The sequence below is a fragment of the Streptomyces spongiae genome (assembly GCF_009377185.1).
Taxonomy (GTDB): domain Bacteria; phylum Actinomycetota; class Actinomycetes; order Streptomycetales; family Streptomycetaceae; genus Streptomyces; species Streptomyces spongiae.
This window is the reverse complement of sequence record NZ_VJZC01000770.1, coordinates 1-3,990: the sequence shown is the minus strand read 5'-3', so window position 1 is coordinate 3,990 and position 3,990 is coordinate 1. Positions and strand designations below refer to the sequence as shown.

General features: G+C 68.4%; 4 protein-coding genes. 2 read left to right on the top strand and 2 right to left on the bottom strand.

Annotated features, from left to right (window positions below):
- Positions 1-59: 59 nt before the first annotated feature.
- A complete protein-coding gene (locus FNH08_RS46415) occupies positions 60-392 on the bottom strand; it encodes a hypothetical protein (RefSeq protein WP_322726539.1) in 333 nt (110 codons plus the stop codon).
- Between the two features lie 327 nt (positions 393-719).
- Between FNH08_RS46415 and FNH08_RS46405 the strand changes: the two genes are divergently transcribed.
- Complete coding sequence (locus FNH08_RS46405; protein WP_152777781.1) at positions 720-1,703, top strand: helix-turn-helix domain-containing protein; 984 nt, start codon at positions 720-722, stop codon at positions 1,701-1,703.
- Position 1,704: 1 nt separating this feature from the next.
- The gene (locus FNH08_RS46400; RefSeq protein ID WP_152777779.1) at positions 1,705-2,730 is read left to right on the top strand and encodes a helix-turn-helix transcriptional regulator; all 1,026 of its coding nucleotides are present in this window, start codon (positions 1,705-1,707) and stop codon (positions 2,728-2,730) included.
- Here FNH08_RS46400 and FNH08_RS46395 read toward each other — a convergent pair.
- Positions 2,663-3,739, bottom strand: coding sequence for a helix-turn-helix transcriptional regulator (locus FNH08_RS46395; RefSeq protein ID WP_152777777.1), 1,077 nt, complete (start codon positions 3,737-3,739; stop codon positions 2,663-2,665). The two genes, FNH08_RS46400 and FNH08_RS46395, sit on opposite strands and share 68 nt — an antisense overlap.
- Between the last annotated feature and the right edge of the window lie 251 nt (positions 3,740-3,990).

Below are 3,990 nucleotides of genomic sequence, written 5' to 3'. Positions count from 1 at the left end.
CGGTGACGCCGCTGCTGGGGGGAAGCGCCTGCGCGATTTACAACGACGGGGGAATCGCGTCAGGCACTGCGGGGGGTGGCTGGGATGGTCGAGGGAGGAGCCTCCGGTTCGGCGAGCTGGTGGTCGCGCTGGTCGAGGTTCACGAAGATCATTCCGTACCGGATGGCACACCGTACGGGCTGCGGCGCACCACGCGGGCGCCGCAGGCACCGGTACGCCCGTACGTCGTCGTCCTCGTCGCGAGTGACCACGACCGGCTCACCGAACACGGTCACCATCAACGAGTCACCGCTGTGGGGGATGGCGGTGGCCAGGTCGATGAAGTGCCAGCCGGAGCGGTAGGCGGTGGCCATTTCTCGGCGGAAGGAGCGGTCGTCGGGGGGTGTGGTCACGTCAGCTCCCGGTGCCGTCATCCACCGGAGGTACCGGCCAACTACTGTCCTCGGCAACGGAAGTCACCGCCGAGGCCGGCCAGCTACTATCCGCTCGAACGTCACCTTTCGCGCCGGAGAGACCACTCAGAGTTCCGAAGGCCACAACGGCGGAGAAGGCGGCGACAAGCACCGAGCGAAGCATTCTCTTACGCATAGTCGGCTTCGTCCTCACTTGAAGGTCCCCTCTTCCCCCGTCGAATACGACGATGGCTCATTCGGGCACGTCATGGCCACATAATCGATGCATCATGTTCCTGCACGTTCAGGACCCTGGGGGGTGGAGATTTGGCAACAAAAGGGACTAAGGCGACACATCCCCACGCGATAACCGAACTATGTGAGGAAGGTGGCCGCCTTTACGCTCACGCTCTGCGCACGGGCCGCATCGCCCGCACAGACGTTGAGTCTGCCCCCTGCCTGATGGAACTCGCCCTCCTCCAGCCCGATCCCGATGACGCGAACCTGTTGCGTCCGGTTCCTCCGTCGGTGGCCCTGGCGCAGCGGCTCACCCCGCTTGAGCGCGAGATCGCCGAACGAAGGCGTCTGTCGGTCGAACTGGCGGACGCGTTCGAGCCGTTCATGACCCTCAGCGCCCAGGTGACGACGTCCACCCACTCCATCACTGTGCTGGAGGGCAAGGAGCGGATCAACGCGGCACTCAACCTTGCCACGGCCCAGTGCCAGACCGAGATGCTCACGATCCAGCCGAGTAACCGCATCTCCGAGCACAGCCTCCTGCTGGGGCTGGAGCGCGACAGACCTCTGATCGAGCGTGGTGTGCGGATCCGTACCCTCTACCAGCACACCGCCCGCCACAACCCGGAAAAGCTGGCCTACGTGGCCCAGCTCTCCGACGGCAAGGTGGAGTACCGCACCATCGACGAGTTGGTGGAACGCCTCATCATCTGCGACGAGTCAGCCGCCTTCATACCCACCCGTGACGACCAGCAGGTCGCCCTGGAACTTCGCCATCCCGGCCTCGTCCGCTATCTGATCAGGGTCTTCGAGTTCATATGGGGCCGTGCGGTCCCGCTGAGCGCCGGCGCCCCCTACGAAACCGCCCCCGACGGCATCACCGAGATCCAGCACTCCATCGCCAAACTCCTCGTCGAGGGCCACGTCGACGAGGCCATAGCCCGCCGCCTCGGCATGAACGTCCGTACCTGCCGGGCCCACATAGCCAAGCTGGCCACGGCGCTGGGCAGCGGCAGCCGGGCCCAACTGGGCTTCCTCATAGCGCAGTCAGGGATCCTGGAGCAGGGCCACTGACATGCCTGTTGAAGAGACCCGGCCGGCAACCGGGCACAGTCCGCATGGAGTCGAGGATCTGTGTGAGGCCGCCAAGGAGCTGTACGCACGTGCTCTGAGCGAGGGCCGCGTGGGCGTCGACGAGGCCGTCGGAACCCCCTGCCTGATGGACTTCGGTCTGCTGCAGCCCGCAGTCACGGACCTGCGGTGGCTGGAGCCTGTTTCCCCGGCCGTGGCCCTCCACAAGCTTCTGCGCGACGCCGAGAAACGCATCTTCGACGAACGTCACCGTGAGGCACGGCTGACCGAGGCATTCGAACCGCTGATGCGGCTGGACGGCCCCCGTACGGCTCCGGCGGAGAGCACGGCGATCACTGTCATCGACGGTCTCCAGCGCATCAACCTGGCCATCGCCAAGGCCATGGCCGACGCGGCGCAGGAACTCCTCGCTGTTCAGCCTCACAACGGCCGCAACCTCGTATCCGTACAGGATTCTCTGGAACGGGACCAGGCATTCCTCGACCGGGGCGGCCGCATCCGCACCCTCTACCAGCACACCCTCCGCCACTCACCCGCTGTGGTGGCCCGCTACGAAATCCTCAGCGGAGATGCCGAGGTCCGCACCCTCAACGAAGTCATTGAAAGACTGCTCGTCATCGACCGGACCGTCGCCTTCATCCCCGCGAGCAGGGACCGGTCCGTCGCTGTGGAGATCCGTCACCCGGCGCTGGTGGAGTACCTGGTCATGGTCTTCGACCGTCTGTGGCACATGGCCGTCCCCATGTACCCCAAAGCCGTACAGCAGCCCTCGGTGAACGGCATCACCCCCCGCCAACGCGCCATAGCCGCCCTCCTCGTCGAAGGCCACACCGACACCGCCATCGCCGACCGCCTCGGCATGAACGTCCGCACCGCCCGCGTCCACATCGCCAAACTCGCCGCGACCCTCGGCAGCGAGAGCCGGGCTCAACTCGGCTACCTCATCGGCCGGTCGGGGATTCTGGAAGAGGAGCGGGAGGACGAGCGGGACCAGGGGCGGGAGAGTTGACCGGGAGTGTGTCGTCCCCGGGGCCGGAGCGGGACGGGCCCTCCAGCCCGGCCTGGGCGATCCGTACCCCCAACTGCGTACGGCTCGCCGCGCCCAGGGTTTCCGACAGCCGGGCGATATGGGCCCGGCAGGTACGGACGCTGATCCCCAGGCGTTCCGCGATCACCGCGTCTTGGTGGCCCTCGGCGAGCAGGGCCGCGATGGAGCGTTCGCGGTGGGTGATGCCCTCGATGCCGGTCGAGGGGAGCGGGGACGTCAGCGGGATGGCAAGGCGCCACAGCCGCTCGAAGACCGTGACCAGGTACTCCACCAGCGCGGGGTGGCGGATCTCCAGGGCCATCGTGCGGTCGGCGTTCGCGGGGATGAAGGCGACCGCGCGGTCGAAGACGATGAGGCGTTCCACGACCTCGTCCAGGGTGCGGGCCTCCGCCGCGTCGCCCATCAGCTCCATGTAGCTGTGCAGGCCCTGGCCGTGACGGGCCACGTGGGTGTACAGGTCGCGCATACGGACGCCCCGGCGGCACATCTCCAGTGCCCGGTGCAGCCCCTCACGGAGCTCGTCCTCGCGGCGGATGCCGCCCGGCTGGACCGCCAGCACCTCCGTGGTGCATGCCTCGGTCGCCTCGTCCATGGCCGCGCGGATGCGCTGGAGCCCGTCCAGGACGCGGATCGCCGTACTCTCGGCAGGCGGCTGTACCGGGCCGCCGCCGAGGCCCGCGTAGCGCTCGACGGCCGCGATCGCCGTGCCCACCCGGGCCTGGCTCGCGCTGACCTCGTCGTCGACGGAGCGCAGGAGCCGCGTCATGACCTCCAGCGGGGGCGTGGGCACCAGCCGGCCCATGTCGTCGGGGTCGGGGTGCAGCAGACCGAGCTCGACCAGGCAGGGCACCGCCTCGGCGTCCGCGCGCGGCACGCGGCCACGGCGTACGGCCCCGGAGTACACGCGGTCCCCGGCCTCGCACAGCCGGTCGGCACCGTGGGGATGCTCGTCCGTCCCGTGCCCGGCCATGGCCTCACTCACCCCCGGTTCGCGTGTTCCGCAGCGCAACTATGCGCGGACGCCTCCGGCTCCGCAACACGGCTGGGTTCCGTGTGTGGCCGGGTACGTCTCGTCTGCCTGGTTTGGGGCGGTGGTTCGGCCGCGGGTTCGTCGTGGCTTCTCGCGCAGTTCCCCGCGCCCCAAAAAACATGGGTGCGCCCGGCACCACAGCGCGCCCGGCAGCCGCGTATGCCCCCGGCCACAGCCCACCCCCGTAAGCC